The organism is Rhodococcus sp. IEGM 1409 (assembly GCF_030056735.1).
Taxonomy (GTDB): domain Bacteria; phylum Actinomycetota; class Actinomycetes; order Mycobacteriales; family Mycobacteriaceae; genus Rhodococcus_F.
Map to the genome: position 1 here is coordinate 198,655 of NZ_JASHKN010000009.1, position 24,607 is coordinate 223,261.

Sequence of the window (24,607 nt, forward strand, 5' to 3'; positions counted from 1 at the left end):
CCTCACCCCACCGCTTTGAGACTGGCCAATCTGCTCAGAATCGTTGCCCGCCAAGCCTCGAGGTCTTCCGGACCGTTCTCTTCCCACAACTCGTGCAGCTCCGACGTGTCGCTGTCGGAGACTGCGCGCTCGAGAGCGGTAAGGACCCAAGCCTTCTGCTCCGGACTCAAGGTTCCGACGTACCCTGCGGCATCAAGATGTCGTAGTCACCCGCCTGTATGGCGCTGAGCAGGTCGCCCGCTACGTCGTTGTCGAAAGGTCCTGAACCCCAAGTCCCCAGGCCGTCTCTCCGATCCGTACCCGCGATATCTGTCGCCTCGATAGTAGTGAATCACTGGCAACGGCCGGGATCGACATCAACGCAACGGGACGCGAATGATGCGGTCGTCACCGGGGTTCGGGTCGCCGCGACCGTCGGTGTTGTTCGTCAGTATCCACAGCGACCCATCGGGAGCGATGGCAACGTCGCGAAGGCGACCGTATGTGTCGACGAATTGTTCGTCGGCCGTTTCGGAGTCGGTCAACGGCACAGCCCGGAGTCGCTCACCGCGAAGGTTGGCGATGTAGATCGTGCCGTCGTGGATGACGATCCCGCTGGGGCTGGCATCGTCAGGTGACCATTGTTGGAGCGGGTCGATGAATCCGTCCTCGCCCGCAATCCCTTCGACCTCGGGCCACCCGTAATTTCCGCCTCCTTCGATTTTGTTGAGCTCGTCCCAGGTGTCCTGCCCGAACTCGCTGGCATACATCGTGCCGTCCTCAGCCCAGGCGATGCCCTGCGAGTTGCGGTGACCGTAGCTGTAGACGCGCGAGCCGGAAAACGGATTATCTTGCGGCACATCACCATCCGGCGTCATGCGAAGGATTTTCCCGGACATCGAGTCGAGGCCCTGAGCCCTGTCGCGACTACCGGCATCACCGACGGTGGCGTACAGCATCCCGTCCGGGCCGAACGCGATGCGACCACCGTTGTGGTAGTTGGCCGAAGCGAGGCCATCGAGAATCGTCTCGGCCTGCCCGAGCGCGAGTTCCCCAGGAGCCCCGCTGATTTCGAAGCGCTCGATTCGATTCTCCCCGTTCGCGGTGAAGTACACGTACAGGTAATCCTGATGAACCGCGATCCCGAGAAGACCACCCTCACCCCCAGGGCTGACGCCGGCGATGACTCCCACCTCACGGCTGTTTCCGCCGGCGTCGAGTTCGAGGATTCGCGCGCTGTCGCGCTCACTGACAAGTGGTGTCTCGCCGTGGAAAGCGATCGACCAGGGCGCGTCCAAGCCGTCGGCGAAGGTCTCGGGTTCACCGAAGGCCGCGGCAGGCGCCGATCCTGTTGTCGTACTTGCCTGCGGACCGGGCCCTTCAGCATCCTCGCTACTACAGGCCGTTAGAAAGGCTGAAACGAGTACGGCGGCGCCAAGCCCTCGGATCTGTCGTCGTGTCATGGGCGCGCCTCCCCGAGTCAGGCAATCTTTGCGCCGACGGTAGCCCGGAATCGGCCACGCCGGGAGTCCCTCCGAGTACCCCCAACGACCGGGACTCCCTCGCGGGCGGCGGGCGTGATGCCCTGGACGGGTGCGCCACGACATCCGCGTCGTCAACAGAAAGAGAACTGATCACCTCATGATCTCCGCCCCGACCGTCGAGGAAACCGGCCGCCTGCCGCTCGTGATCTACGTGCTGGCCGTCGGAGTTTTCTTGATGGGCACAACCGAGTTCGTCGTCGCCGGTATTCTTCCCCAGATCGCCGGTGACCTCGGTACGTCGATCGCGAACGTCGGCCTGATGATCACTGTCTTCGCGGTCGGAATGATCGTCGGAACGCCGACGATGGCGATCTTGACACTCAGGGTTCCCCGACGCGCGACCTTGAGCTCGGCCCTGGTTGTTTTCGCGATCGGACACGTCATCGTCGCGCTCTCGTCCAACTTCGGAATCATCCTCGGCGCCCGCTTCCTCACAGCCGTGGCGACGGGTGCATTCTGGGCAGTCGCCGCAGTGGTCGGAGCAAAAGCGGCAGGCCCGGCGTCTTCCTCGCGCGCGCTCGGCATCGTCTTGGGCGGAGGCATGCTCGCGAACGTCATCGGTGTTCCGCTAGGCGCCCTGGCCGGTCAGACCATCGGGTGGCGTGGTCCTTTCTGGACCCTTGCCGCCCTCGCGCTCGTTGCCGCGGCCATCGTCCATCGATTGGTACCAGCCGACTCCGACTCCGATGCGGTGCCGTCTTGGCGAGCGGAGATCGCGAGCCTACGGGACGGACGCATCTGGCTCGTTCTGTCCGGTTGCGCCGTCGTGTGCGGCTCGTCGCTTGCGGCGTACAGCTTCATCTCGCCGCTGTTGACCGAGAACACAGGACTTGCTGCATCGGCAGTGCCACTGGTGCTTGTCGGCTACGGAATCGGCGCGTTCGCCGGCTCCAATCTCGGCGGCCGGCTCGGTGCGAACCATCAATACGGCGTCTTGTTCGTTTCGGCAGCGATGACGTTTCTCGTACTCGGTGCGCTCTGCCTGTTTTCGCACAACGCGATCGTGACGGTGATTCTCATAGTCATGCTGGGACTGTTCGGCATGTCGACCAATCCCATCCTGATCGGGATGGCTGTGCGTTATGCCGATCAGGCACCGACGATGGCTTCTGCACTCAGCACCTCGTCGTTCAATCTGGGCACGGCGGTCGGCTCCTGGATCGCGGGGTTCGCGTTCGCCTCGAGTCTCGGTGCCACTGGACCGGTGTTGGTAGGCACCGGCGTCGCCGCTCTTTACTTTCTGCCGCTGCTGATCCTGTTGCGCAAAGAACGCGCGTCGTCGGCACGCACCGCATCACCACGGTGATTGAAACATCTCTTCAGGAAAGGTTGATCTCCGATGCGACTGAACAAGCTCGCCGCCGTCGTAGCCGGCTCACTGACGATCACGATCACTGGCTGCAGCACGCCTACCAGTGACGAAACAGTCCCCGCCTCGAAGAGTGCGGTAGGTGAAGTCCTACGTTTCACCACCGGCGAGGTGTCCATAGAGGTGACGATCGACGAGGACAATCCCGCCACACGCGACCTTGTGGATCTTGTGCCATTCACCGTCAGGTTGGAGGACTTCAACGGACGAGAGAAGATCGCAGACCTCCCCCGCGAACTGAATTACACCGGTTCGCCAGGTTCGGCCCCCGTAGACGGTGATCTGATCTATTACATCCCGTGGGGAAACATCGGCTTCTACTACAACACCGGGGGAATCGGATACTCCGATCAAACCCTCCACCTAGGCACGTACGACGCCACGATCGAACAGCTCGAACGACTGGAAGGCCAGGCTGTGACCGTCGAGGTCGTCAACTGACGACCCAATCAACCGTCGCGCAGTTCGTCAGCCGTCCGTCAGCGAACGCTCCGACACGTGAGGCGCGGAGTCCACGTCCTCACTGGCTGCCAACGAGGCGAGTAGCTGTATCCGCTCCGCCGACGGCGATCCCGGCTCTGCGGTGTAGATCGTGAGCGTCAACCCAGGCTCGGCGGCCATCTCCAAACCTTCGAAGGCAAGCGTCAACTCCCCTACGGCGGAGTGGTGAAAAGTCTTGAATCCGGTGCCGTGATGGCGGACGTCGTGCGCGCCCCACCGACGCCGGAATTCCTCACTCCGAGTGCTGAGTTCACCGATCAGATCGTGCAATTCCTTGTTGTGAGGATCTCGCCCAGCCTCGGTTCGCAGAATCGAGACGGTCACGTCGGCAAACGCGTTCCAGTCCGGATAGAACTCGAAAGCCCTTTCGTCGAGGAACGTGAAGCGTGCGATGTTCGGGGGCTGCCCCGGCATGTCGTACAGGTCCTTGTAAAACGCACGCGCGAGAGGGTTGACAGCAAGAAGATCCATGCGACCGTTCCGCACGAAAGCGGGCCCCGCGGTGACTGCATCGAGCGCCCACTGCAGACTCTGATGGGGCTTCCAGCCCTTCGCATTTCGCCGACGCGGGGGCCTTGCTACCGGGCTTGTCGCGTGCGCAAGATCAAAAAGGTGGGCGCGCTCGGCGTCGTCGAGTCGAAGTGCCTTCGCAATGCTGTCGAGTACTCCCGGCGATGCGCCGCTGATCGCTCCGCGTTCGAGCCTCGTGTAGTACTCGACGCTCACGCCGGCAAGGGTTGCCACTTCACTTCGACGGAGACCATCTACGCGGCGGTTCGATCCGGCCGGAAGTCCAACCTGTTCAGGCGTGACTCGGGCGCGCCGCGAGGTGAGGAATTCGCGTACTTGCGCTCGATCGTCCATGCCATCGAGAGTAAGTCAGTGACCGGTAGCGAGGGAGTCCCTCGCAGTACCACTATCGCGCGGGACTCTCGCACGCCGACAAAACGTGATCAGGTTGAACTGACACGAAGAAACCGATGGTGAGGAGCCACGTCATGCGCGCTGTCGTCATGCATGCCCCCGGCGATGTCCGGGTCGAAGAGATCGAAGCACCGATGATCGTCGAACCGACCGACGCGATCATTCGGGTTACAGCCACGTGCGTCTGCGGTTCCGACCTCTGGCCATACCGCGGCATCGAAGAGCTGAAGGGCCCGACGCCGATGGGACACGAATACGTGGGCGTCGTCGAACAGGTCGGCCCTGACGTCAACGACATCAAAGTTGGGGACTTCGTCGTGGGCTCGTTCGTCGCGTCGGACAACACCTGCGAAATCTGCGAGGCAGGCTTTCAGTCTCGCTGTATCCACCAGGTCATGATGGGCTCGATCGGCACCCAATCCGAATACGCCCGTATCCCGCTCGCGGACGGCACGCTCGTCACTGTCCGCGGAGAGCCGACCGAGCGGCAGGCCCGCAGCCTCCTTACAGCCTCCGACGTACTCGGCACCGGTTGGTTCGCCGCCGTAGCTGCGGAAGCCGGACCCGGCAAGACGGTCGCCGTCGTCGGCGACGGAGCAGTCGGACTCCTGGCGATCCTCGCTGCCAGACAACTCGGCGCCGAGCGGATCATCGCCATGTCACGTCACGCCGACCGGCAGGCACTCGCCACCCAACTCGGCGCCACCGACATCGTCGAAGAGCGGGGCGACGCGGGCATCGCGAAGATCAAGGAACTCACTGGCGGCTACGGCGCGCACTCGACCGTCGAAGCCGTAGGCACCCAAGAATCGATGATGCAGGCGATCGGAGCTACCCGTCCCGGCGGACATGTCGGCTACGTCGGGGTATCCCACGGCGTCGAACTCGACGGCATGAACCTGTTCTTCGCTACGGTGAGCCTGCTCGGCGGTCCCGCGCCGGTGAGGCGATTCCTACCCGAACTGATCGACCTCATCATGACCGACCAGATCGACCCAGGCATCGTCTTCGACCTCACTCTCCCGTTGGAGGATGCCGCCGCCGGCTACCAGGCGATGGACGAGCGGCGCGCCACCAAAGTGCTACTCACTCTCTGACCGATACCGACGGCTCGCCACACCGCCGACTGTTCGAAGCGATCAAACGCGTCCATGAGCCACGGCGGCCTGTTCCATACCGTCGTCGCCAGTGCGACCAGCCGACGCATCCAACCTTGCGTGGAGATACCAGTCCATTCGAGGTTGAATCAGCAACTATCGCGGGGCGAGTAGTCCGCTTCGACGCCGTCCAGGAAGACTCGCAGCATCTCGGTGAAGAGCTTCGCATCCGACCAGTTACCTTGTTGCATTGACTCGTTCAGTCGATCATCGAACTGACCAGGATTGGCGAATGGGGCCATTGCCGGGCGTCCGGTGGCGACGCACATTGCCGCCCCGACGGTCATCCGACGGGTCGATTCGAGAATGAACATCTGGTGGTTGGTGGGGATATTCGCAGCGGCCCGAACTCGGCAGTGCTCGGCGTAGAATCTTTCGACCAACCCTGGTGGAAGCACTCGACTGCGAGCGGTGCGAGCCGAGAATGCTTCAAGAGTGTCTCCCGAAATCTTACCGAGGCCTCGATCAGCCATCGCTTCCAGTCGCCTCCGACAAGAGCGATAGGCACTTCGCTTGGTGTGCATCTTCTTTGAACCGGCCGGGCCGTCCCACAGGCACTTCTCGGTTGACTCGCGCCCCACGTTCGGCAACCGATTGTACGAGTGAATGTTTCGGGGTCCACTACCAAGGCGTTACTTCACAGCAAAGGCACCTACCTCTACCTACGGTTGCGTACTGAATTCCGTGTGGGGCAGGCTTTCTTGTGTACTGCTGACGAGCCGTATTTCTGATGAACCGTATGGCTGACGAACCAGGGTCGGAGAACAATGGGTCACTACAAAAGCAACGTGCGTGATATCGAGTTCAATCTGTTCGAGGTACTCGGGATCGGCGAACTGCTGGATGCCGGTGCTTACGGGGACCTCGACACCGACACTGTGCGCAACATTCTTGCGGAGGTAGCGAGGCTGGCGGAGGGCCCGGTCGCCGCATCCTTTGCCGACGCGGATCGGAACCCTGTCGAATTCGACGCACCCAACCACGCGGTAGTCGTCCCGGAACCCCTGCGCAAGACCGTCGAGGCGGTGAACGAGGCTGGTTGGTCGCGGCTCGGACTACCAGAGGGCATGGGTGGCGTTCCTGCTCCCGCGCCGTTGGTCTGGGCGATCGGCGAGATGTTGGTCGCGGCAAACGGATCGGCGAGCTTTTTCAACATGGGTCCGCTGATGGCGAGCGTGCTCTACAGCATCGGCAATGAACAGCAAAAGCATTGGGCCAAAGAAGGATTCGAGCGCGGTTGGGCCGGAACCATGGTACTGACCGAACCAGACGCCGGATCCGATGTGGGCGCAGGCCGAACGAAAGCAATCGAGCAGAATGACGGCACGTGGCACATCGAGGGTGTCAAGCGGTTCATCTCCGGCGGCGACGTCGGAGACACTGCCGAGAATCTCTTCCACTTGGTGCTTGCCCGACCCGAGGGAGCCGGTCCCGGCACCAAAGGGTTGAGCCTGTTCTACGTTCCGAAGTTACATTTCGATTCGAAGACACTCGAACTGGGCGAGCGCAACGGTGTCTACGTCACAGGTGTCGAACACAAGATGGGCCTCAAGTCTTCCCCAACCTGCGAACTCACCTTCGGGGCAACGGACGTTCCCGCCGTCGGCTGGCTCGTGGGTGATGTGCACAACGGTATCGCCCAGATGTTCCAGGTGATCGAGAATGCCCGGATGATGGTGGGTACCAAGGCTGCCGGAACATTGTCCACCGGTTATCTCAACGCCCTGGAGTATGCAAAAGAACGAATTCAAGGCGCGGACCTCACCGAACTGACAAACAAAACCGCACCCCGTGTGGCCATCACGCACCACCCCGACGTCCGACGCAGCCTGGCGATGCAGAAGGCCTACGCCGAAGGCCTCAGAGCGGTTTACCTCTACACCGCCGCGCATCAGAATGTCGATGTCGCCGAGTTGGTTTCGGGTGCAGATGCCGAATTGGCGGCACGAGTGAACGATCTTCTGCTGCCTATCGTCAAAGGCGTCGGATCCGAGAAAGCCTACGAACTGCTCACCGAGAGCCTGCAGACCCTGGGCGGCTCCGGCTATCTACAGGACTACCCCATCGAGCAGTACATACGCGATGCCAAGATCGACACCCTGTACGAGGGCACCACGGCAATCCAGGCGCAGGACTTCTTCTTTCGGAAGATCGCCCGTGACCGTGGCGTTGCACTCGCTCACGTAGCCGGCCGTATACGAGAGTTCATCGACAGCGAGGCCGGCAACGGTCGTCTCAAGGCCGAGCGAATCTTGCTCGAAACGGCGTTGACCGACGTGCAGGAGATGGCCGGGACGCTCACCGGCTATCTGATGGGTTCCCAAGACCAGCCTTCCGAGTTGTACAAGATAGGCCTCGGCTCGGTGCGCTTTCTGTACGCGGTAGGTGACCTGCTCATCGGATGGAGACTGCTCGTGCAGGCCGAAATCGCGCTGGCAGCCTTGGATCGCGACGCGTCGGCAAAGGACCGGTCGTTCTATCGGGGCAAGGTGGTCATCGCGTCGTACTTCGCGAAAAACATCCTGCCTATTCTTGCGTCGACGAAAGAAATTCTGGGATCCCTGGACAACGAGATCATGGAGCTCGAGGAAGACGCGTTCTGACAACGTGCCACAGTGAAGGCATGCACATGCCCGATATCGACTACGTAGGAGTGTGGAGCTTTCCGATCATCGGGCCGGATATGCCAGACGACGCTCCCGCCAATGTTGTCGAGGCGTGCCAGGCCGTCGGCAGGGATCTGCAGTGCCGATGGCACGGCCCAGATACGTACATCGAGAACTGCCTGTGGACTATCTCGTTGCTCGATGACGGTCAGTGCCACCTCGCGCTCGACGCTGGTCCGCGGCCGAAGGACAAGAGTGCAGGAACCAGCCCACTGAGGGGCTTCGGGTTCGGCGGGCCGCACATCGAACAGCCTGTGCAGGAGCTGACGGCCCTGATCGCCGGAGAAGTCCAGGATCAGCTGGCCGGTGGATTTCCCTTTGTGCACTGGCCCATCGAGAAGGACCGATTCTTGATGCCGTCATTACGAGACGGGCGCGCGGTATGGGTGGTTCGCAGCTCGGATCGCATAGTCGCCGAGATCGGCGAACTCTGCCCGAGATGAGGACGCTTGCTGCGTGATTCAAGCCTGATCGTGAACCGGCGACGGAATCTTGTTGGAACGGTACGAGTCTGCACTCCGAGTCGGCTGCCAGAGACGCCAGTGTTCTACGGACAGCCGGAACGGGTGATGGTCTTGTAGAAGACGAGCACCGGGCGACAACCGTTCGTCTGCAAGTAGGGCCCACCGAAGAGTTTCGGTGGCAAGCGATGACAACTGCTCGGTCGGCACTTGCGGTGCACCCTTGTAGATCTCGAACGTCCACGACGGCAAAGACACTGGTTCGGTGCAGGCCTCCAAGAACGTGCGCAGGCACTGAAATGCCTTGTCAGGCCTCTTGGCTCGAAGCGAGTGCGCACAACCCGCAGACGTCGGCAAACCGTCGTACGTCACTACTTCCGGCAATGTCCCGCTTCCGCGCCATCACAAGTCGGTCAATCGCGTAAGCACTACCTCTGCCGGTTCCGCAGTGGCGTGGCGGTACCCGGTGCCGGCCCACAGGTGCATGCGCTCGGGATCGCTCTGCGCAACGGCGGCTTTGCGCATGGGATTGGTCAGGTGATGGATCGCCGGATATCCGAAGGGCGCCTGTGCGTCGTAGCGATCGATGAACTCGTTCCGAAGTGCCCGTGCGGGACGTCCCGTGAAAGCTCGTGTGACGACGGTGCTTCCGCGCGACGTGTCGGCCAGAGCTGCCTTGTGCGGAGCCGAGGCACCACTCTCCTCGGTGCGCAGCAGCACAGTACCGACTACCGCGGCCTCTGCTCCGGCGCGCAATACCGCTGCGACGTCGGTGGAGGTTGCCAGTCCGCCGGCCGCCAGCAATGGAACCGACGTGCGGTGACGGATCTGAGCGATCAGTTCGGCGATGGGTGTTTCTGCCGGAACCTGCAGGGGAGTAATGGTTCCGGAGTGGCCGCCGGCAGCCGAGGATTGCACGACCAGGAGGTCAGCTCCCGCGTCGACGGCAAGAAGTGCCTCTGCCTCCGAAGTCACGGTCAGCACGACAACCGAACCGGCCGCGCGCAGCGCCTTGACGACCGCGGGCCCAGGAAAGCCGAAAGTGAAGCTGACCACCGGAACCGGGGTTGCCAGGAGCAGATCGATCTTGTCGTCGAAATAGTCGTCGTCTTCGACCGGTTCGCCCTGGGCAAGTGTGACGCCGTAACGATCCGCCTCGACCTGGATCGCCCGGGCATAGGTTCGGAAAGCGTCGGCATTCACCGGTACCGGGTTGGGCGCAAAGACATTGACGCCGAACGAGAATCCCGCGGCACGAACGATATCGATCTGGTCGGCCAGAGCCTGTGGAGTCTTGTACCCGGCGGCGAGGAAGCCGAGACCACCGGCCCGAGAAGCAGCCGCGACGAGATCCGGCGTTGACGCACCGCCGGCCATGGGGGCCGCGATGACGGGAACTTTCAGATCGAGATCGGTTGTGAGTGCACTCATTCGAACATCTCCAGTCCTTCGACGGATAGCGCTCCGCCGGATAGCGCTACGGCGGTTTCATCATCTGACATCAAAAACTACCTCCTCATTCGAGGTGGCCGCCCGAGGGCCCGCATCGAGATCGGCAGGGAATCGGAACCGCAATGCTGCGGCGGCCAAAGCCGCCGCAAGGACGACGGCACTGCCGAGCAGCCGAGAATCTGCGTCGTCGCGCGGAACGTCTGTCGGGGGCGGAGCCCGTCCGGATCGGCTACGTCAATTGGCTTCCGACGGATCTGATCGCGCGCACCTCGGGGGTCGCGCAAATGCACGTCGACCCGTAGGTGGTGCCCTCGCATGCGCAAGCCGCGCGCGTGGCAGACGGCAGCCTCGACCTTGCCATCGCCTGGGTGCGGAACCCGATGTCGCCCAACATGGTCTGAAGGCCCGACTGCTCGGCGTGGATCGGATTTACGCGGTGTCCGCCGATGCGGACACCGCGCCGGTCCAGGCGCGAGACGTTTCAGCCTTCGCTCGACTGCCTATTGGCTCCGCCGTTGCGAGCTTCGATGGCCTCGATGGACTTCGTGAACGACTTACCCAGCACCTGAGTCCCGAAGAGCCAGAGTACTGATGCCAGGAGCTTTCCCTTGAGGTTCTTGCCGTCACGGACCACCACTGCGTCGACATCGGTCAGGCCGGTGGGCTGCTGGGTCAGGGTGTAGGTGTGGCTCGACGCCCCGCCCCACAAGTTGGAGTCGGTGGTTGTCATCACGACGCGATGCGGGTCGGTCCAGTCGTAGTGCAGGCGTTCCCAAATACCGCTGGAGCCCTCCGTGACATCCGCGTCGTGGGGTCCTTGTTGGTGCACTTTCAGGTAGGTGTCCGCGCTGCGGCCGAAGATTTCCTCGCGGCCCGGCCCGAAGTCGGTCAGGCCGGCGAGGACCTGTTCGGGCGTCGCGGTGGTCGTCTGGTGCAGATGAATCGTGGTCATGGCGCCTTCCTTCAACTGTGGATGATCCGGTGCTGAAAAGCGGGTGAGTGACCCATCCAGCACACCACTCACGTGAAATGAATGAAAGAGGACTGCTCGCTCGGTCTCGATCCCTTATTCGCCGCTGCGCCTTCTGGCAGTGATTGCGCCGTGCGGCCTGTAACCGCTCCCCGTGCGGATATGGGTCTCGATCACGTCGAAACCCGCAGTGACCAGCATCTGGGCAAGTTCGGTGACGGGCCATCGATAACCAGTCGTCGCGGCATGATCAAAAGGCTCTACGGTTGCGCCTTCGAAGAAGCCGATCAGCAAACCACCACCTTGGCGGATCACCCGCGCGAATTCAGCGAGCGGCGCCTCGATATCTTGCGGGTGGTGGTGAATGAGCGAGTACCAGGACAGCACGCCGCCCAGTGAATTTGTTTTCGCGTCCAAAGCCTCGAAGCCCCCGACCTCGAAGGAAAGATCGGGGTATTGGGTGCCGGCCCGTTCGACGAACTCGGGCACGAGATCGATCCCGCTCACAGCCAGCCCTCTCTGGGCCAGGAAGTCTGTCCACTGCCCCGGCCCGCACCCGGCATCGAGCACGGGGCCGGTCAGAGTGGCGGCCCAGCTGGTCACCAGGGCTCGATCAGACGGGTGCGTCGAATCCATGGAGCCGAAGAGATCCGTGTACTCCCGGGATCGGGCCGAATACGACTCTCGGACTACGTCACGGCGCGTTGCACTCGAATTCTCCACGCCGTCAATGATCGTCGATGTGCACCTTTCCTTCACTACAACTCGCCGGACCGAAGGTTCATACTCTGTTGACGGTCTACGGTCACGAACGAAAACTAAGGTCATATGGTGAACGAGAAAGACCTGACGTCGAAGATCCGCGAACTACTCAGCGCGCGATCAGCCGAGTCGAGCATCTGCCCCTCAGACGTGGCCCGCGCGGCGGCACCCGAGAACTGGCGTCCGCTGATGGAACCCGTCCGAGAGGCTGCCCGCCGAATGGTCGCCGACGGCGAAGTCCAGATCACCCAGGGCGGCGAAGTCGTCGACCCTGAATCCGCACGAGGTCCGATAAGGATTCGCTGGGCTCGTTGACCAAACGAGTGACTACCGCCGGGTACTGCTCTCGCAGCGTGACATCAGCGGAAACGGTCCAGATGCTCACGCAGGAACGCATCCAGGCTGCGGGGCTCGCGCCCCAGAACACGGACCACCGTGTCGGTAGGTGATTCCGGGCACGACACAGCAAGGTGCTGGATCTCCAGAATGTGCTCGGCGAGCCACGGAGGCATGTGGGCGTGATCGACGAGGTTTTGACGCAGTTCGTGCGGTTGCAGGTCTATATAGCGGACGGGGCGACCAAGCATGCGGGTCAGAGAATCGGCGATTCCGCCGTAGCCGACTGCCTCGCTGCCTGTCAGGACATAGGTGCCGCCAGCGAGATCGGCGCGCGTGAGCACGGCCGCGGCAACGTCACCGATATCTCGACAGTCGATCCAGTTGCACGGTGCGTCCTTCATCGCACCCAGAATGACCCCCTGCGCAGCCACCGCCGGTGCCAGGAGCAACAGATTCTGCATGAACGCATAAGGGCGGAGCAGAGTGTGGCGGAGCCCAGAGGCGCGCAGGTGTTCTCCGACGGCATGGTGGCCGCGGGAGAGAGTGATGGGGGAGTCCGCCGCAGCGGCAGGATCGGAGATCTTGACGATGTGTTCGATGCCGCTCTCGGCGGCGATGTCGATGACACGCGTTTCGAGCTCGACCTGTTCCGGGCCGTTGGCCATGGCGAGGAAAAGCTGTTCGGCCCCTTCGAAAGCCGTGCGTAGCGAGGTGGGGTCTGCGGCATCGGCCGGCACCACTTCGACCAATCCGTCGGCCAAGTCGCCGAGGTGGGCGCGCAGCCCGTCCGGGTCGCGTGACAGCGCTCTGCTCGGTACACCCGAGGATGCAAGACTGCGTAGCAACGCGCCGCCTGTAGTGCCGGACGCTCCCATGATGACGATCATCGTGTTCCTTTCGGTTGTTCCCCGGAAACCGGGATCTTTTGATATGTGTTGTCTGTCAGGGTTTCTGACGCGCGAACTCGGTGTGCCTTGAATGCGCTCGCTGGACACCGCGCCATCGCCAGCTCACGATGACGGCGGCGACCGCAGCGGAGACAGGCAGATCGAGTTGCAGCCGAGCGAGCCAAGCGGTGTCGCCCACGCTCGTGTGGCCGGGTAGCCATCGGGAGGCGAACCAACCGACGAGTCCGGCGATTACGGCAGCTCCGACGGCAAGAATTGCCGCCACCATGATGCGAGGCAGGGCCGTGGTCCACGATCGCGACCCTGCGCGGCGCTGCAGCCAGGAGCCGATCAGCAACGCCACCACTGCCGACGTGCCCGCGATGGACGTAAATGCCGCCAGCGTCAGACCTGCCTGCCCGGACGCGACTCCGCCCGCCCCCGCCATCAGTGCGGGGGCCAGGTAGGCGACCAGCGCCTCGCGCCACAGGGTGAAGGGTCGTGCGGCGCGACGAGCGGCAACTGCGGCTCTTCGTTTGGAATTAGTGATCTCCCTTTTGTTTTCGCGTGAGGTCGGTGGGGTGAGTCCGGACATGAAGGAGACCAACTTTCCGATTATGATTAGGCGGCTAACTATTCGGGCATGGAAAGAGAAGTCTCTGTCGAGAATTGATGACGATTCGAATCGCTACGCGAATGCCTGCGAGCCCGGTCGACTACTCCGCAGTCAGCGCACCGATACCGCGAACGACCCGCGAGAGCAGATCCAGAAACACCGCACGCTCGTCGACTGTGAGCTCATCGACCATTTCCTCGAGACGAGCAAAGTGTTCGGGCGCCATGTCACGCAACCGTCGAGCACCGCGAGCAGTCAGGACGACCACGGCACCACGCCCGTCTTCCGCGGACGGACGCCGAGCGACCAATCCCTCCTGTTCGAGCCCGTCGACCAGGCCGGTGACCGTGGCCCGCGATACGCCGAGATCAGCCGCCAGATGTGAGGGGGACTTCTCCCCGTCGTGGTCTTCCAGATCCGCAAGAAGTCGGTATCGACCGGTCGACAGGCCATACCTCGCGAAGTGAACCTCGGTCGCTCGGCCAAGCAGCGCGCCCGCCGAGATCAACCGCACCGCAACAAGTACCGCCTGCGGGTCGGTCCCGAGACCGTAATGCTCCAACTGCCGCCGGGCCTGATCCAACGTGGGTGAGTCGTGATCGGTTCGGTCAACTGCCATGTAACTAATATGGCACCTAACTAAATTTTGGTCAACCCGGTACTCGAGCTTGTTTCAAACCCCGAACAATTCCTGCGTGTCGCGTAAGCAGCCTGGATGTTCATATAGTCACCGGCGGCGAAGTCCACATCTGAATGCGTCATGTTGCGCCGTAGCGATCGCGCTCGCGAGAGCGCTTGCGCAGGGTTTCCCCACAACGTCCCCCCGACGTCAGTTTGTATCGGACTGAGCAATAGCAACTCCGCGAGCTTCCTCCCTTCCTGCACTCGATTGTCTTGGGCATTAACATCGACAGATGCTCACTCGAGTCGATCTGACGATGGATTGCACAGACCCCGACCGCTTGGCCACATTTTGGAAGATAGCCGCTGGATACGTCGATGAGCCACCACCGCAGCCTTTTTCGACTCGCGAGGAGTGGCTGGCCACTTTCGACGACGAAGACGACGGGATGGGCGGCGCTTGGTTGCACCACCCACTCGGAGTGGCTCCTCGACTCTGTCTACTACAGGTTCCGGAATCCAAGGTGGCCAAGAACCGATTACATCTCGATCTCCGGGTGTCCGGAGACGGAACCCCGGTTGAGACGTGGGCGACAATCCTTCGCGAGGTCGAACGGCTACTACGCGCGGGCGCATCAGAATTGGAAAGATTCGAGGGCCACCATGTGATCATGGCCGATCCCGAGGGCAACGAATTCTGCGTGGCGTGATTGACCCGCCTGCCCGAGATTCTCACAAGAAGGCATGGCAGTCCGGATGATTGCGGGGATAGGGCAGAACCTTCTCGAGGGCGAGACCAATCGCGAAGGCCGTGTGCTCGTCGTACGGCCGCGTGACGATCTGTGTGCCCGTAGGGATTCCGTTGTGTGCGAAACCGGTGGGGATTGTCAGCACCGGGCAGCTGCTCAAGATGTTGAAGGCGATGGCCGGTACAGCCTCGAGGTAGAACTCCAATTCGGTTCCAGCCACTTCGATTCCGTGCCCGACGTAGTCGTCACCGGCAAGAAAGCCGTCCGTCGCCACTGCCGGAGTTATCAATGCGTCATAGGTGTCGAACAAGGATCCGATCGATGAATACAGTTCGGCTTCGATCGCGAGTCCGTCGAGGAAAGTCGCGTCACCACGGGTGCGGCGTGCCCATCGGGCAAATTCCTTCGCGTACTCCGTGACCTTGTCGGGGTGCGCGGATGCTTCGGCGGAGATCGAGGCACCGAACACGTGGTCGTAGTGAATGGCGGCCGCGCGCATGATGGCGGTGCGAGACAGGTCGACTTCGATGATCTCGGCGCGTGCGCCCAGCGCAGTGAGGGTCCCCACCAAATCGGCAGTGCTGGCGGCGACGTCCGAATCGACCGGCCAGTCACCTAATGCGGGTATCACGGCGATACGCATTCCAGCGCATGAGTGCGATGCGGGGTCGGGCAGCTGCGATGCCGGCACGTGCGAGGCAATGTCGGTCGGGGTCGGTCCCGCGATGACCGACTGCATTGTGAGGCAATCGCTTACGGTACGAGCCATCGGACCGCAGTGACAGTAGCGATCGAGGTTGAAGGGCGGGTCGACCGGGACCCGACCGTGAGGCGGCTTGAACCCCACAATGCCGTTGAACGACGACGGAGTTCGGATAGATCCTGCGACGTCGGAGCCGGTAGCCAAGGCCGTCATACCGGTGGCAAGCGCGACCGCTGACCCGCCGGACGAACCGCCGGACGAGTATTCCGTGTTCCACGGATTGCGGGTCACTCCCCACAGGTCGGACTGTGTGAACGCGGCCGAGGAGAATTCCGGGGCTGTCGATCGCGCGTGAACGATGGCACCGGCGTCGATTATTCGCTGCACGAAAGTCGCAGTGTGGGTGGCGATCACGTCTTCATAGACCTTGGAACCTTGAGTCCACGGTTGTCCTTGGATCGGTTCGTCCTCTTTCACGACAACGGGAACACCGGCGAGCGGAAGCCCGGCATCCGAGCCGCGGGCGTAGTGGCGTTCCGCTGACTTCGCTTGTGCTCGTGCAGCATCGAAGAAAGTGTGCCCCACTGCATTCAAGGTTGGGTTGAGTGTCTCGATTCGTTCGATAGTGGATTCGAGCACCTCCACCGGAGACAGCGATTTGTCTCGGTAGCGACGGAGCATCTCGGTCACGTCCATGAAGGTCGGGTCGGGTGTCTCGCGCATATTTGTTGTCCTGCCTGTATGAAGGTTTTGCGTGGGCGACTAGGTTGTCAGTTCATGTCCGCTACGACGGGTTTGCGGATTGTCGCGAGAAAGATTGCGAGAGCAGCGATTCCAGCCGAGATCCAGAAGAGCGACTGGGAACCGCCGTCGTCGTGAATGCGTCCGCCGGCGAACGCGCCGAGGGCGATGCTTGCATTGAAGACTGCAACCCACAGCGCCGAAGCAGCCTCTCGGTGGGCGGGAGCTGCGTGCGCGATCCATGTTTGAGTACTCACGGATACACCACCGTAGAAGAGGCCCCAAGCCGCCATGAGCAGTGCGGCAGCGATCAAGGCATCCGCGGAAATTGGAAACAGAGCGAGTGTGGCCGCTATTCCCACACTGAGGATGACTACCACCATCTTCGGGGACTTGGCGGCGGATGGCCCGGCGATGAAGTTGCCGACGACACCGAGGGCACCGTAGATCAGGAGCATCGTGCCGACCTGCGAAGGGTTCAACCCGGCGAAGAACTCCAGTCCCGGTCGCACATAGGTGTAGGCCGCGAAATGAGCGGTGATGAGGAGAGCGGTAATCGCGATTCCGACCCGGACTCCCGGGTTCCGAAAGGCCTCCACGAGACTGCCGAGCGACAGGGCTTGATCAGCTGGCATCGTGGGTAGGACGGCGATCATGGCGAGCGCGATCAGCGTCGCGGCGCAGCTGAGAGCCCAGAATGCCACGCTCCACCCGGCCGCTGCCCCGATATACGTCCCGGCCGGAACACCGAGAACCGAGGCAACAGCGATTCCGCTGAAGATGATCGTGGTCGCCAACCCGACAGATCTGGTCTCGACCAACTTGGGAGCCAGGCTTGCGGCGAGTGCCCAGACGCCACCCATGCTCACTCCGAGCACGACGCGAGCCACAGCGAGGACGGCGAAGCTGGGTGCAAGGGCCGTGAGGGCGTTCGCCGCGGCGACGAGCAGCATCAAGACGACGAGCGTCGACCGACGATCGAAGCGGCGGGTCACGACGGGCACGAACGGCGCGGTGGCCGCTGCCACCAATCCGGTGATGGCCAGCGAGAGCCCGATGGTCCCTTCGCTCTCCACCAGACTGGCACCGATAGGGGTAAGAAGTCCGACTGGCATCATCTCCGCCGCGACAACGATGAATGTGGACGCTGCGATCAGGGCGACGGCAGCCCATCGGTTCTCGACGCTGTGTAAGCGGGTGGAGGAAGTGGGCGCAGCGCTGTTCTGTGCGGATGCAGAGTGGGGCATGTAACCAGAGAAGCTCTCGCAGGCCACCGGATCAACGGCGAATCGCTCATCTAACCATTAGCTCAATTCATCGATGAGCCATGATGGAGTGGTCGAATGAGTCGAGGAGCGGAGAAACATGTCGGAGCCTCCGATGCGTGAGATCGAGTGCTTCCTCGTTCTCGCTGAAGAACTGCACTTCGGTCGCACCGGAGAACGGCTGTTCATCTCCCAGAGCCGGGTCAGTCAACTGATCAGCGCTTTGGAACGTCGTATCGGCACAAGCCTTGTAGCGCGGACCAGTCGCCGCGTGCACCTGACTGAATTCGGCGCCGAATTTCTTGAGTCGTTGGCTCCCGCCCACAGAGCACTCGTCGGAGTAATCGAGGACGCTCAAACGAAGGCGCGCAACATACCGACACCGCTTCGGGTGGGTTTCCAAGGAGCAATTTACGATTCGATCGCGACGGCCGTCTCTCGTTTCGAGAAACAGCATCCGCGAACATCCGTGACCATCAAAGAACTGCCCTTGGGTGATCCGTTCAGTGACGTACTCGCCGGACGAATCGATGCGGCGGTTGCCCTTCTCCCCGTAGAAGAACCCGAGCTGACAACCGGGCTCGTCTTTTCTCGACAGCCCCAGACGCTGGCCGTCTCAGTCCATCACCCGTTCAGTGAACTGGACGTAATCGACGCCGAGCAGTTAGCGCAGATATGCCTGGTACCCATCACCGGACCCGCCCCTGACTATTGGCAGCGTGTGAATTCCCCGAGCACAACGCCGGGCGGAGCCAAGGTTCCCACCCAGGGTGGGGCGAGCACTGTTCAGGAAGGCCTGTCGCAGGTCGCGTTCAGTCAGGTCGGCCTCATCCTTTGCGCCGCGACGGCCGCCTACAGTCAGCGCTCGGACATCAGATTCGTACCGATCAATGGATTACCTGAATCCGCTTTGGGTCTCGTGTGGCGCACCGATCTCGAATGCCCCCACCATCGCCATTTCGCGAAGGCCATCGAGGAAGCACACAAGAGCCCTGTCTGACGGCGATCAATCAAGTCGCGGAAGGACTCCGGGACATTGGTGCGCATCGTGTGTGGGATGATCGCGCCATGTCTGCGATCACCGACTACTTCACCGCGCGCACGGATGAGCACGCCACCTCCGCCCTCGCAGTCGGCCGGCCCGAGGCCTCTCTCACCGGTCGCTCCTACGACGAGGTTGCAAAAGGCACACGCTGCGGGAAACTCGTCGCAATGAGGGACGACGGCGACACCCTCGTGCTCACGGTTGCCGACGAATTGCGTTATGCACTAGCCGAATTGAACGCTGCCGGCGTGGCCGCCGCTGCGACTACCTGGGCGATCGGCGAGATGAGTGAACCGGCGGAGGAATCGGTGCCGTTCCTGACCGCCTTTGCTGAACCGGCTGCCAGAGCGGTGACTCAGGGTGGACGAATGTACGGCTACGTCGTCATCTGATGTTCGGATCTTCACCAGACATCAACCGCCGCAACATCCGTCGAGTCAGTTGACCTGCCGATCCCGACCTTGCCAGAACTCCTGGCGAAGCTTGAACTTCTGGATCTTTCCGGTGGCAGTGCGCGCCAATTCCGGGCGGAATTCGACCCGCTTCGGGCACTTGTAGCCGGCGAGCCGCGTGCGGCAGTGGGCGATGAGCGCTGCTTCGTCGACCGGCTCCACGCTGTCGTCGTGCACCACGAGCACTGTTACCAGTTCGCCCCACTTCTCGTCCGGGATGCCGATGACCGCGACCTCCCTGACCGCCGGATGCGACATGAGAGCGTCCTCGACCTCGATCGAAGTCACGTTCTCACCGCCCCGTCGAAGCGCTCGATAAGTAGATTTCCGGCTCTGTCGACGGGACCACCGAAAGCAAGGGAGGCCCTGTCGAGACCCGGACACGCTTGAGGGCGGGTTCCATACGGGTGCCCAGATCCTGCGCAGTCATTCTCGTTCGATCCCCTATCAGGAGGGTGTAACCCGGCGCCCAGTTCCATCCCCCTGTGGCGGCTGCCATATTGACGCGGCAGGGCCGCACCACCCGACCCGAACTTTGCCCTCCACGGGCACTGAACAGGTCCGATCCGACGAGCGTCATGGTTCGTAGCGGTGGACACTCGTCAGCGTCGGCCGAGTGGTTTCTATCGAATACCGGAGATCCGGTTGGCTGAGGCGCATTTACCGGTCAGCCCGGGATCTGCAGGGCCAGATCGTTGCGGTCGAAGTCAGAGAACTGCTGAGTGTCAGTGCAGTATCCGCAGTTCGCTCCGAAGAACTCGGTGCGGGCGTTCGGATCGTCGAGTAGCCAGTACCGCAGCCACGCAGTGCTCGGTCCGCGCATATCGCCACCGGTGATCGCCGTACCGAAGTGCGTGGCGCCCCGCAGTTCCAGATACTCGGCGGGCACGTGGTCGGCGTCCTCGTACATCGCCCGCACGATCGCCGGCCAAACGATTGCGTCGGCCTGACCAGCGAGATAGAGAACCGGCTCGTCGATGAGGTCGACATCATTGAGCGGGCCCGGCTGGATTGCGACGGCGGTGTCGACGCGGTCGTCGATCGCGGCATTGATCGCTGCAGACCCGCCCTGCGAGTGCCCCACCGCACCAATGTGTTCCAGGTCGACTTTGCCGAAGAAGACGCTCGATGGGCTGGCCGCTTTGTCCGCGATGAGGTCAATTCCCGACCGCATGGTGACAGCGAAGTTACTTGCCGGGGTGTTGGCGGCGACCACGATGAATCCGTGGCTGGCGTAGTGGCGCAACAAGGAAGTGTATGCGCCGGGGAGCACGCCGGTCCCGTTCCCCCAGATCACAACCGGGTGCTTCTCGCCGCGCGCGCCGAGCTGACGCGGGTAGTACAGAGTGTGGACCAACCCGATCGAGACATTCGGCGTGTACGGCCCTGCACTCGCCCAGTTGTGCCCGACGCTCGGAATGCCGGGCGTATCCGCGACTGCCCTTCCGGCCGGGCCGGTGAGTCCGAGTGTCGCGCACAGCGCAACCGTCGCTGCAGCATTCGCGAACAGTTTCAGAGATCTTCGCATGAAGGTCAACCTTTCGAAGTTGCGGCAAATCCTCGGAGTAGGTACATCGCGGCAATTTCATGAAAATGTCAGCGAACCAGGGCCGGACGCCCCCGTAACGGGGTTGCGGTGCAGAGAGTTCGATCACGAAACGCTCGGGGACACCTCCTGTGATCGGCAGGTGGACTCCACGCGGTCGAATGGTCGATCCCGGAGTGACGCATATTACATATTCACCGGAGGGTGACGTGTCGGCTTTGTTCGAGGAAACCGACTATTGGAGAAGTGTTGTGCCTGTATACAAAATCATCGTTCGCCGAGGCCGAGACCCGCTGGGTTGACCCATGCGGGCCGGCCTCCGCCTCGAGGCAGCGCCAACCACTCGGGGAAGGCTTCCGTTCCCGTCGGAGACTCGGTGGGTGCCGAGAAAAATCTATGCGGCCACAGCCCCGGCATTGCCCGTCGGCCCCGACGTCCGCGGCCAAAGGACTTATTGCCATCCAAGTTTCGCGGCACCTAAGGTGTCGACCTGAGTTCGGTCGGCACCGGTACGGATTTTGACTCCCGAATCTATTGCGGGCCTGCAGTATTGGCAAATCAGCTGGCGGCCGACTCGCGCCCCTGGATGGCCGAGACCACAAGATTACTCTTGGGTAAACTCGTTCCGGAATCTACGGCGTCGACCCATGCGGTTGTTGTTGCGACGGCAGCGAAGTTCGATTGCAGAAGAATCATGAGGGTCTCGTGCAGGGACTGCGCCGATACCTGACCCGCTTCGTTGGCCAGATGGATCGAACCGCTGGCATCTGACAAAATTTCGGCCGCGAACCCGAGAGCTTCCGCTTCCACGGCGGTACCGAGGTCGCAGTTGTTGGTCATGTACCCGACGATCGTGATGGTGTCGATGTCTTTCGCGTGCAGCCATTCGGCTATATCGGTGCCGGCGAAGATGCTCGCGTACTGCTTGTGGATGTGTTTGGTTTCCGGATCGATGTGGTCCTCGAGTGATGGGTGAAGTGACCATCCGGGCGTACCTTCGACAAAGACCGGGGCGCCCTCGGGCATCCGATGTTGCACGACGACGACGGGAAGGTCGTTCGCGCCAGCGACCTTGACGGCGCTGAGGATGTTGGCCAATGACTCCTCACGCGGCGGGTACTGGATCTGCAATGGCCCGTCGAAGTACTCCTGCTGGACGTCGACGACGATAAGGGCACGGCGAGGTGTAGGCACTTTCATCACTCCTGGAAGGTCGGTCGGGTTCGGTTTCGCATCGGCGATCCTGACGGTCGTCTTCCATTGTTCGGTAGGTTTCTATGCATCCGTGAGTGGCACGGGTGCATACTTTCGATGACTTTGCGCCATGAAGTGGGGAGACCAGATGCGAATCGCCGTGTATTCGTTCGACAGCATCACGATGTTTCACCTCGCAGCGCCGCTGATGGTGTTCGGTGAGGTGGGCAGGCTCGGGCTCGCACCCGACTGGGAAACCAGGTTGTGGTCCGATCGCGCAGGCGCGGTTCGGACCGTCGAGGGATACTCGGTCGGAGATGTGGCGGGACCGCGGACGCTCGATTGGGCCGACATCGTGATCATTCCTTCCTGGCCGCTGCCACTGTCACCGATCAGCGAGTCATTGCGAGTCAAGCTTTGCCGGGCGCACTCTCGCGGCATACCGATCGTGGGGCTGTGCCTCGGCGCTTTTGCCGTCGCCGACGCCGGGCTCCTCGACGGTCGCTCGGCCGTAACGCACTGGGAGATGATGCCCGCACTCGCCGAAAGCCATCCCAGTATTCGCTTGGACGAATCGGTGCTTTATGTCGACCACGGCGACGTGATGACGTCCGCGGGGACGGTGTCGTCGGTCGATGCCTGTTTACATCTGGTACGCAAGCACCTCGGATCCGCAGTTGCCACCCGCGTGGCACGAAACCTTGTCGTCGCACCGCATCGAGAGGGTGGTCAGGCCCAGTACATCGAGAGACCACTCGCGGAGCCTGCGGGCGACACAGCTGTTGCAGACGTGCTGGAGTGGGCGCTCGGACGCCTGGGCGAGTCACTGTCTGTCGACCGCCTCGCGGGCCAGGCACGGATGAGTCGACGAAACTTCATACGGCAGTTCCGTCTTGTCACGGGAACCACTCCGGCACGCTGGATTCTCCAGCAACGACTGAGCGAGGCTCGAGTTCTCCTGGAGACGACCGATTGGACCATCGACGCCATTGCGCTGGTGTGTGGGTTCGGAAGCGCAGTCACCTTTCGACAGAACTTCGCATCCGCGTTTGCGACCGCACCTTCCACTTACCGGAGGCAGTTCGCTGACCACTCCCACAATGATCGCGTCGGAGAAATCGCCACGTCCGTTGGTTCAAAAGGGCCAATACGGAGGGGATGATGCGCCGCGCGCCCAGATATGACCAATTCGCTGGGCCTCACTGCGTAAGGCGGCAGGGCAGCTATCGGCCCTTCGAGGCTTCAGGCAGCGCAGCAAGCGCGGTGCGTACAGCGTCGACGTCGGCAGTGCAGGTTCCGGGCTTACTTGTCCGAGCCACCTTCTTGCGCGCGAGGCTCGCCCTGAAATCCATTGCGATGGTGCGGATCTACAGGACGATCGGCACCCGCTGCACCCACGCGTCGAAGCGACTGGCTAGCGCAGGTTCGATTCGTCTGTCACCAAGCGATAAAGGACGTATCCAGAAAACACTATTATGGAGACGACGCAGAGTACGAGCATGATGTCGAAGAAGATAGTCATGTTTCCCCTCATGGGTTCGACCAGGATCGATTCGTTTATCCCCGCGGAGGTTTCTCCGCGAAAATGTCCTGTTCCGCAGCTCCAATCGTTGTGAAGGCGATAGCGCCTCACCACCCGAGGCACGGCTAAGCACTACTCAGAGTGAGGTCTTGGCAGTGTCATGCGCTGCGCGAAGGGTCACTTACGATTCCTGATCCGCTGACACGAGGTCGCGGAAGTAGTCGGAGAGACGGTGAGTGCCAGTCCGCTCGCCCACCGACTCACGTTGGAGCCCTTCGAGGAAGAATCGAGCCAGCGACGACGGGCGCGGCCCCAGGCGATCCGCGGTCCAGATGACAGGCCGGACTAATCCGGCAGGGACCGAGACCATTCGGGGCCGCTTGTCCACCGCGGCGAACGCCAAGTCCACGATGTCGCGATACCTGTAGATGTCCGGGCCACCGACATTCCACTCACCGGACTCGTCCCCGAGTCGATCGACACAGAAGGCTGCGAGGTCGGCGCCGTGGATCGGGTTCAGTCGCGCAGTTCCGGCGCCGAGACCGAACGCAAGGCCGCGACGGGCCATGTCGAGGAACTCGGAGGCGTCCGAGAAGTATCCCGAGGGATTGACGATCTGCGAAGCCGCGTCGCTCCGCCGCAGCGCCTCCGCGAATGCCGCCTTCGACCGCATCACCATCGAGGTGCCGTCGTGGACATGCATGACGTTGACAAACAGAAACGACGACGCCGTGTCCTGCTCCGCCAACTGCAGCAGACGCAAGTTTGCTTGAAAATCGATGTCCCAGGGGTCAGCGTGTTGCCTCGTCACACCCAACGCTGAAACCACCCGGTGCACACCGTGACACAGACCTGGAATCGTACTGCGATCGCCGATGTCTCCGATCACCCACTCGTCTACCAGGCCGCTTAGAGATGGAGCTCCGAACGCCCCCGAGCCCTCTGCCCGGTCGCGTGAACGCACCAGCGCCCTCACCCGATAGCCGCGTTGATGGAGCTCACGCACGAGATACCTACCCATATACCCCGTCGCCCCGGCAACTAGTACGGTCTGCGCTTCCATGTGCACCCTTCCATTCATGTACTGCCTGGTCCAAGAATACAGTACTGCGATGCGATGACTTCGACACGTCAGGGGAGGT

Annotated in this window: 26 protein-coding genes and 1 pseudogene; 10 read left to right on the forward strand and 17 right to left on the reverse strand. The window is 62.1% G+C overall.

Going from position 1 to position 24,607, the window contains the following annotated elements; genetic code table 11:
* Positions 1-2 precede the first annotated feature (2 nt).
* On the reverse strand, positions 3-170 hold the full coding sequence (locus QM716_RS22590; RefSeq protein WP_283306364.1) for a DUF4259 domain-containing protein: 168 nt from the start codon (positions 168-170) through the stop codon (positions 3-5).
* 186 nt (positions 171-356) lie between these two features.
* Positions 357-1,442: a PQQ-dependent sugar dehydrogenase gene (locus QM716_RS22595; RefSeq protein ID WP_283306366.1), complete on the reverse strand. Its 1,086-nt coding sequence runs from the start codon at positions 1,440-1,442 to the stop codon at positions 357-359.
* Between the two features lie 178 nt (positions 1,443-1,620).
* On the opposite strand from QM716_RS22595, the gene QM716_RS22600 reads away from it, so the two are divergent.
* Together QM716_RS22600 and QM716_RS22605 are read left to right on the forward strand one after the other, a co-directional pair.
* Positions 1,621-2,829, forward strand: coding sequence for an MFS transporter (locus QM716_RS22600; protein ID WP_283306367.1), 1,209 nt, complete (start codon positions 1,621-1,623; stop codon positions 2,827-2,829).
* A gap of 33 nt (positions 2,830-2,862) precedes the next feature.
* Positions 2,863-3,333 carry a cyclophilin-like fold protein gene (locus tag QM716_RS22605; RefSeq protein ID WP_283306368.1) on the forward strand — a complete coding sequence of 157 codons (471 nt, stop codon included), beginning with the start codon at positions 2,863-2,865 and terminating at the stop codon, positions 3,331-3,333.
* 27 nt (positions 3,334-3,360) lie between these two features.
* Here QM716_RS22605 and QM716_RS22610 read toward each other — a convergent pair whose 3' ends face one another.
* Positions 3,361-4,257 carry a helix-turn-helix transcriptional regulator gene (locus QM716_RS22610; RefSeq protein WP_283306369.1) on the reverse strand — a complete coding sequence of 299 codons (897 nt, stop codon included), beginning with the start codon at positions 4,255-4,257 and terminating at the stop codon, positions 3,361-3,363.
* A gap of 134 nt (positions 4,258-4,391) precedes the next feature.
* Here QM716_RS22610 and QM716_RS22615 point away from each other — a divergent pair, with 134 nt between their 5' ends.
* The gene (locus tag QM716_RS22615; RefSeq protein ID WP_283306371.1) at positions 4,392-5,414 is read left to right on the forward strand and encodes a zinc-dependent alcohol dehydrogenase family protein; all 1,023 of its coding nucleotides are present in this window, start codon (positions 4,392-4,394) and stop codon (positions 5,412-5,414) included.
* Positions 5,415-5,563: 149 nt separating this feature from the next.
* On the opposite strand, the gene QM716_RS22620 is transcribed toward QM716_RS22615, so the two are convergent.
* Positions 5,564-5,947 (reverse strand): hypothetical protein, encoded by a 384-nt coding sequence (locus QM716_RS22620; protein ID WP_283306372.1) that lies wholly within the window; start codon positions 5,945-5,947, stop codon positions 5,564-5,566.
* Between the two features lie 294 nt (positions 5,948-6,241).
* On the opposite strand from QM716_RS22620, the gene QM716_RS22625 reads away from it, so the two are divergent.
* Positions 6,242-8,077, forward strand: coding sequence for an acyl-CoA dehydrogenase (locus QM716_RS22625; protein WP_283306373.1), 1,836 nt, complete (start codon positions 6,242-6,244; stop codon positions 8,075-8,077).
* 20 nt (positions 8,078-8,097) lie between these two features.
* Positions 8,098-8,583, forward strand: a complete 486-nt coding sequence (locus QM716_RS22630) for a hypothetical protein (RefSeq protein ID WP_283306374.1) — start codon at positions 8,098-8,100, stop codon at positions 8,581-8,583.
* A gap of 18 nt (positions 8,584-8,601) precedes the next feature.
* On the opposite strand, the gene QM716_RS22635 is transcribed toward QM716_RS22630, so the two are convergent.
* From QM716_RS22635 to QM716_RS22650, 4 genes are all read right to left on the reverse strand, one after another.
* Positions 8,602-8,985: a hypothetical protein gene (locus QM716_RS22635; RefSeq protein ID WP_283306375.1), complete on the reverse strand. Its 384-nt coding sequence runs from the start codon at positions 8,983-8,985 to the stop codon at positions 8,602-8,604.
* Positions 8,986-9,003: 18 nt separating this feature from the next.
* The gene (locus tag QM716_RS22640; protein WP_283306376.1) at positions 9,004-10,032 is read right to left on the reverse strand and encodes an NAD(P)H-dependent flavin oxidoreductase; all 1,029 of its coding nucleotides are present in this window, start codon (positions 10,030-10,032) and stop codon (positions 9,004-9,006) included.
* Between the two features lie 502 nt (positions 10,033-10,534).
* Complete coding sequence (locus QM716_RS22645; RefSeq protein WP_283306377.1) at positions 10,535-11,005, reverse strand: hypothetical protein; 471 nt, start codon at positions 11,003-11,005, stop codon at positions 10,535-10,537.
* 114 nt (positions 11,006-11,119) lie between these two features.
* Positions 11,120-11,746 (reverse strand): class I SAM-dependent methyltransferase, encoded by a 627-nt coding sequence (locus QM716_RS22650; protein WP_283306378.1) that lies wholly within the window; start codon positions 11,744-11,746, stop codon positions 11,120-11,122.
* 105 nt (positions 11,747-11,851) lie between these two features.
* Here QM716_RS22650 and QM716_RS22655 point away from each other — a divergent pair, with 105 nt between their 5' ends.
* Positions 11,852-12,100, forward strand: a complete 249-nt coding sequence (locus QM716_RS22655; RefSeq protein WP_283306379.1) for a DUF3253 domain-containing protein — start codon at positions 11,852-11,854, stop codon at positions 12,098-12,100.
* 44 nt (positions 12,101-12,144) lie between these two features.
* Here the strand turns inward: QM716_RS22655 and QM716_RS22660 are convergent, their stop codons facing one another.
* From QM716_RS22660 to QM716_RS22670, 3 genes are all read right to left on the reverse strand, one after another.
* The gene (locus QM716_RS22660) at positions 12,145-13,011 is read right to left on the reverse strand and encodes an NmrA family NAD(P)-binding protein (RefSeq protein WP_283306380.1); all 867 of its coding nucleotides are present in this window, start codon (positions 13,009-13,011) and stop codon (positions 12,145-12,147) included.
* Between the two features lie 55 nt (positions 13,012-13,066).
* Positions 13,067-13,606: a hypothetical protein gene (locus tag QM716_RS22665; protein WP_283306381.1), complete on the reverse strand. Its 540-nt coding sequence runs from the start codon at positions 13,604-13,606 to the stop codon at positions 13,067-13,069.
* Positions 13,607-13,727: 121 nt separating this feature from the next.
* Positions 13,728-14,246 (reverse strand): MarR family winged helix-turn-helix transcriptional regulator, encoded by a 519-nt coding sequence (locus QM716_RS22670; protein ID WP_283306382.1) that lies wholly within the window; start codon positions 14,244-14,246, stop codon positions 13,728-13,730.
* Positions 14,247-14,541: 295 nt separating this feature from the next.
* Between QM716_RS22670 and QM716_RS22675 the strand changes: the two genes are divergently transcribed.
* Positions 14,542-14,958 (forward strand): VOC family protein, encoded by a 417-nt coding sequence (locus QM716_RS22675; protein ID WP_283306383.1) that lies wholly within the window; start codon positions 14,542-14,544, stop codon positions 14,956-14,958.
* Positions 14,959-14,980: 22 nt separating this feature from the next.
* Here QM716_RS22675 and QM716_RS22680 read toward each other — a convergent pair whose 3' ends face one another.
* Positions 14,981-16,423, reverse strand: a complete 1,443-nt coding sequence (locus tag QM716_RS22680) for an amidase (protein ID WP_283306384.1) — start codon at positions 16,421-16,423, stop codon at positions 14,981-14,983.
* Between the two features lie 47 nt (positions 16,424-16,470).
* Complete coding sequence (locus QM716_RS22685) at positions 16,471-17,688, reverse strand: MFS transporter (RefSeq protein WP_283306385.1); 1,218 nt, start codon at positions 17,686-17,688, stop codon at positions 16,471-16,473.
* 118 nt (positions 17,689-17,806) lie between these two features.
* Here QM716_RS22685 and QM716_RS22690 point away from each other — a divergent pair, with 118 nt between their 5' ends.
* Positions 17,807-18,706: a LysR family transcriptional regulator gene (locus QM716_RS22690; RefSeq protein WP_283306387.1), complete on the forward strand. Its 900-nt coding sequence runs from the start codon at positions 17,807-17,809 to the stop codon at positions 18,704-18,706.
* Between the two features lie 68 nt (positions 18,707-18,774).
* Positions 18,775-19,143: a hypothetical protein gene (locus QM716_RS22695; protein WP_283306388.1), complete on the forward strand. Its 369-nt coding sequence runs from the start codon at positions 18,775-18,777 to the stop codon at positions 19,141-19,143.
* Between the two features lie 45 nt (positions 19,144-19,188).
* Here the strand turns inward: QM716_RS22695 and QM716_RS22700 are convergent.
* The 3 genes and pseudogenes from QM716_RS22700 to QM716_RS22710 form a co-directional block, all read right to left on the reverse strand.
* Positions 19,189-19,503: pseudogene (locus tag QM716_RS22700) on the reverse strand (AMP-binding enzyme); the annotation flags it as partial.
* Positions 19,504-19,870: 367 nt separating this feature from the next.
* Positions 19,871-20,731 (reverse strand): alpha/beta hydrolase family protein, encoded by an 861-nt coding sequence (locus tag QM716_RS22705; protein ID WP_283306389.1) that lies wholly within the window; start codon positions 20,729-20,731, stop codon positions 19,871-19,873.
* Positions 20,732-21,307: 576 nt separating this feature from the next.
* Positions 21,308-21,943 carry an isochorismatase family protein gene (locus QM716_RS22710; RefSeq protein WP_283306390.1) on the reverse strand — a complete coding sequence of 212 codons (636 nt, stop codon included), beginning with the start codon at positions 21,941-21,943 and terminating at the stop codon, positions 21,308-21,310.
* Between the two features lie 148 nt (positions 21,944-22,091).
* On the opposite strand from QM716_RS22710, the gene QM716_RS22715 reads away from it, so the two are divergent.
* Positions 22,092-23,105 carry a GlxA family transcriptional regulator gene (locus QM716_RS22715; RefSeq protein WP_283306391.1) on the forward strand — a complete coding sequence of 338 codons (1,014 nt, stop codon included), beginning with the start codon at positions 22,092-22,094 and terminating at the stop codon, positions 23,103-23,105.
* A gap of 541 nt (positions 23,106-23,646) precedes the next feature.
* On the opposite strand, the gene QM716_RS22720 is transcribed toward QM716_RS22715, so the two are convergent.
* Positions 23,647-24,528: an SDR family oxidoreductase gene (locus QM716_RS22720; RefSeq protein ID WP_283306392.1), complete on the reverse strand. Its 882-nt coding sequence runs from the start codon at positions 24,526-24,528 to the stop codon at positions 23,647-23,649.
* Positions 24,529-24,607 lie beyond the last annotated feature (79 nt).